4 protein-coding genes are annotated in these 4,562 nt (G+C 67.6%); all 4 read left to right on the top strand.

Going from position 1 to position 4,562, the window contains the following annotated elements:
• The coding region (locus FREUN1FDRAFT_RS38020) for an ATP-binding protein (protein WP_006545762.1) at nt 1-451 on the top strand (451 nt) is incomplete at its 5' end.
• Nucleotides 452-1,158: 707 nt separating this feature from the next.
• A complete protein-coding gene (locus tag FREUN1FDRAFT_RS38015; RefSeq protein ID WP_035957472.1) occupies nt 1,159-2,022 on the top strand; it encodes an SAM-dependent methyltransferase in 864 nt (287 codons plus the stop codon).
• A gap of 433 nt (nt 2,023-2,455) precedes the next feature.
• A complete protein-coding gene (locus tag FREUN1FDRAFT_RS38010) occupies nt 2,456-2,647 on the top strand; it encodes a hypothetical protein (RefSeq protein ID WP_035957471.1) in 192 nt (63 codons plus the stop codon).
• Between the two features lie 569 nt (nt 2,648-3,216).
• A complete protein-coding gene (locus tag FREUN1FDRAFT_RS38005) occupies nt 3,217-3,591 on the top strand; it encodes a hypothetical protein (RefSeq protein WP_006544515.1) in 375 nt (124 codons plus the stop codon).
• Nucleotides 3,592-4,562: the final 971 nt, after the last annotated feature.

The raw sequence follows: 4,562 nt of genomic DNA, 5'->3' as shown, positions 1-4,562 counted from the left end.
CGGCCCACCCGGCATCGGGAAGACCCACCTGGCCATCGGCCTCGGCGTCAAGGCCGCCCAGGCCGGCTGTTCGGTCCTGTTCGACACCGCCAACAACTGGATCACCCGGCTCGCCGCCGCACACCAGGCCGGACACCTCGACACCGAACTCAAGAAGATCCGCCGCTACAAGCTGATCATCATCGATGAGGTCGGCTACATCCCCTTCGACCAGGACGCCGCCAACCTGTTCTTCCAACTCGTCGCCTCCCGCTACGAACAGGGCTCGATCCTCGTCACCTCGAACCTGCCGTTCGGCCGCTGGGGCGAGACCTTCTCCGACGACGTCGTCGCCGCAGCCATGATCGACCGGCTCGTCCACCACGCCGAGGTCCTCACCCTCACCGGCGACTCCTACCGCACCCGAGCCCGCCGCGACCTGCTCGCCAAAGACCGCCCCAACCGCGACTAACCTGACCACCGGGTGCGCCGATTTACCTCGGCAAGAACCGTTCAGTTTTCGCTCGGCGTCAACAGGGTCGTTCCGGGCGGCCTGGCCGATCCGGTCGGCGGCCTCGTGGTCCATCGGAGTCGACTTACCCATGACAGCTCCCTGTGATCTTGAATCAAGCCCCGGTATCGCCACGGAGCGGGCGGCCGGGCCACGATCGGCATAGCCCGGTGGATGCGCAGGGGCGTGTGCCAGCTCATGGTCGTCCGCTGGTGAGGACCAGCGTGGTGGCACCGCCTGAGCGGCCGGGTCGGTGGTCAGGCGCCGGCTGCCGCCACGAAGGCCTAGGCGGGAGTGCCACCGCCCCTGTAAGCCGGTACTTCCAGGTGTCACGAGATGGCGTTAGACCTGGTCAACCAGCCATCGCTCTCCTTACCCGGGCCAGCGCAGCTAAGGCGGGATCCGTCGCTGCCTCGGTTGGATTCGACCCTGAGAGAACCAGCGAGGCACCGGCGATGCCGAGCAGGCAGCCCGCCCCTCCGCAACGGTCGACTTGTAATTTCCGCTTTCGGGGTTCGACGGGCACCCGGAGCCGCGCGGCCTGCGCCGGCGGGCGTGGGGTGGGTCTGTCGCAGCCGACCATGGTCTGCCGGGCCCTGCGGGGACGACACCGGCTGCCCGTTAGGGTGATCCCAGACGATTACGCCGGATCCGGGGGGTTGTGTACGGTGACCGATGCCGAGGCCGGTACGTCCAGCCTGAAGCCGTGGCTCGCGGGGCGGCGAGCGCCCATCAACCCGGTTGATCTGAAGGTGGACGTTCCGCACACCGCCCGCATGTACGACTACTACCTGGGTGGTAAGGACAACTTTCCCGCCGACCGGCAGGCGGCGGAGCAGACGCTCGCGGTGTTCCCGCACGCCCGGGTCAGCGCGCGGCAGAACCGTGCGTTCCTGCACCGGGTGACCCGGTTCCTCGCCCAGGAGACGGGGGTCCGCCAGTTCCTGGACGTGGGCACGGGTATCCCGACGTCGCCGAACCTGCACGAGGTCGCGCAGGGCATCGACCCGGGCTGCCGGGTGGTCTATGCCGACAACGATCCGATCGTGCTCTCTCACGCGCGTGCTCTGCTCACCGGTACCGGTGAGGGTCGTACGGCCTATCTGGATGCCGATCTGCGGGAACCTGAGAAGATTCTCGAGTCGGCCGAGCTTCGTGACACGTTGGACCTGACCCGCCCTGTCGCCCTGTCTGTGATCGCGCTGCTGCACTTCATCCCGGACTCTGATGACCCGTACGGCATCGTCCGCCGGTATCTCGACGTGCTTCCGGCCGGTAGCTACCTGGCGCTGACCCACGTCACCCCTGACTTCGCACCCGACGACGTCGGGCGTGCCGTCGAGGTCTACCGGGGCCAGGGCATCCCCGCCGCGGCCCGCACCCGCGGCGAGGTCGAGGGTTTCTTCGACGGCCTGGACCTCGTCGACCCGGGGGTGCAGTCCGTGCACCGCTGGCGGCCCGACGACAGCGGCCTGGATGGCCTGACCGACGCCGAAGTCAACGTGTACGGAGCCCTCGCACGTATCCCCTGAGCGCGGTCCCCGTCGTGGCCTTCACACCCGATGGGTCGAGCATCTTCACGGCGGCGCCGGGTGATCGGCCTGGCTCGGGCTGTGGGGCGTGCGGGAACGACGCCGTCGACTAGCATTATTGCGACCGGCTGCTATCTCCCTGCCCGGTGGGCCCGGCTGCCGAGATGGATAGTTGATCGGTGCGAGGTCGAGGACGTGGCGACACGGAGCAGGCTCACGAAGGCCGCGTGACCGGTCGGGGGAGAGGAGCGGGCGGGACATCATGAGCCCAGCGAACGGCGATGATCGTTATCGTTCCTGTCCGTCATGGTGCCAGGAGCCGGCCGGGCACCTGAGACCTGAGCCCGACGGTCCGGGCGGCCATCACATTGCCGAGATCGCCCGCCTTGATCTCCCTGAAAGAGAAGGGATACGGGAGGATCCTCTGGAGGTCGTGGTGAGGATCGAGCAGTACGTGACCTACGCCGCCGCATGCCCTCCTGTGATCACGTGTGGAAGTAGCTACATCGACGAGCCCGATCGTGAAGGCCTTACCGCTGACGAGGTGGAGGACCTCGTAGGAGCGCTCCAGCGGGCGATAGCGACGTTGCGGGCTGGATCGGACGGGCCCGGTTTCGCCGTCTGACGGTGTCCAACCCGGACGCTTCCTCCTGTGGGCATCCGTTCACGACGGTCACCACGGCACGAGGATCGGGTGTCCGCGGCGCCGCCAGGGCCGACGGCGGCGCCGTGGGTGTGAGTAGGACGCTGAAGCCGGCACGCCGGTGTCACCGAGTCGTGAGCACCCGCGGCGGGGAGTACGCCGGATCTGCCTCGAGTTGGCATGCAGGAACTTGGTGATGGTGCCGTCGTGGGCGATGGTGCGGCGGGTGCCGCACGGAGCCCCGACAGCCGGACCAGACGGCCGTGACCGCGAGAGCGAACGATTCCTGCACCCGATGATCACAGTGGGCCAGTTCGCCGAAGGCGCGCTTGTCAGTGAGTTCGGCGACGTAGGCGTCCGCCCTCGGCTTCCCACGCGACCGCGAGCCTTCACCGGGGTGCCGGTACAAGCGACGTCCCCCGCTCGACGCCACCGCTGACTCGTCCGATCGCCGAAGGTGCCCGCTGAGCGGCCCCGTCGATGGGAACACCAGTACATGCCGCGTCGAGGTCCGCCACGCGGCTTGCCGAGAAGCGGAAGGAGCTCGGTTGATGAGAGCCATCGTTCGGGTCGCCCGGCACCGCGACATCACGCCGCGCGACTGCGAGTACATCCATACGAAGCCGCGGGTCGGGGACGTCGCCCGCCTGGTCGTGGCCACGGCGCGGGGACAGCCGGACTGCGCCGGAGTTGCCCGCATCGTCCATGTCTCCCCAGAAGGGGACTTCATCACGGTGGACGGCATGCTGCCTGCCGGGGAGCCCGGCGAGCAGAGCATGGATTTCATCGCTCCCGCCGCTTTTCGGGACGTCAACCAGTTCCTCGCCGCTACGAGTGGGGAGGTGCTGCCGTCGGCTCGCCTCTGCGAGCTGGAGCGGAAGCACATGACCGTCGCGGCTCGAACCCGGCTGCACACAGTCCGGTGACGAGCCCCGGAGCGCTCCGCGGTGGCGGTAGCGGGCGCCCTGGGCTTGCCGACAAGGCCGGCGGAAGGCCCGCTCACGGGAAGACCGAGCTCCACAGTCCGGGTCGGCCAGCATGCTCAACCCGCCACCGGGCGCTCTTCGCGACCACAGACCCGTTCTCTCCAGCAACAAAGGCACGGTCCGCCCCGCGCACCCGGCGAGTCGGGCGCCTTCACCGACGGGCGCCGACGAGTTCATCCAGTAACCGCCGACACCGCCCGACCCTCACCCGTTCGCCGCTTGCCCGGCACATCCCTCCCAGGGCAGGCCGGGCCAACTCTCCCAGGTCCACAGTCGGCTACACATTGTGATCGATACCTTCGACGTCCGATAACAGCTGGTATGCCTGTTATGTCGAGGAGGTATCGGGCGCGTGTGTGCGCATTGTGTGCGCGGATGTCCCGGTACGTCGCGACACGTTCCGGCACGTTCCGACACCAGAACCGCCCCGACCTCGGATTTTCCGGCACGGACCGGCATTCTCCGATACGCTCCGATACGCGGGTATCCGTCTTGTAATCGAGCGGTTAGGGGTTCGAGTCACCTCGCCGGCTCCAAGCGGATGGCGCCTGACCTGCAGTTATGAAAAGTTGGAGATCATTCACTCGAGATCGAAATATGTGTGTGGGCGCGGTGTGAGCGCATTCGTATTCTGTGCAGGGAACGATCTTGAGTGGGTACCCTCTCCGGGTGCCTGGGACCGGGAACTGCGGTCGCAGCGCCACCCCGACGGCGATTATGCTGCGTCATGTGACTCCGGCTGGTTTCGGCTCCGGGGTTGTCTGGCTCCTGGGAGCTCGCGCGTAGCGCGAGCTCCATATGTCCCGTCGATGGTGGGTGACGCCTCGTGCCGGCGCGTTCTTGGCGGCCGTTGCTCTTTCCTCGCGGTGGTTCCTTGGTTCCGGGGAGCCCTTGGCGTTCGAGCGGCTGCC

Origin of the sequence: Parafrankia sp. EUN1f, assembly GCF_000177675.1 — a bacterium.
In the GTDB taxonomy this organism is placed as follows: domain Bacteria; phylum Actinomycetota; class Actinomycetes; order Frankiales; family Frankiaceae; genus Parafrankia.
The sequence above is the reverse complement of the archived record's forward strand: the minus strand, read 5'-3'. Positions and strand labels throughout refer to the sequence as shown.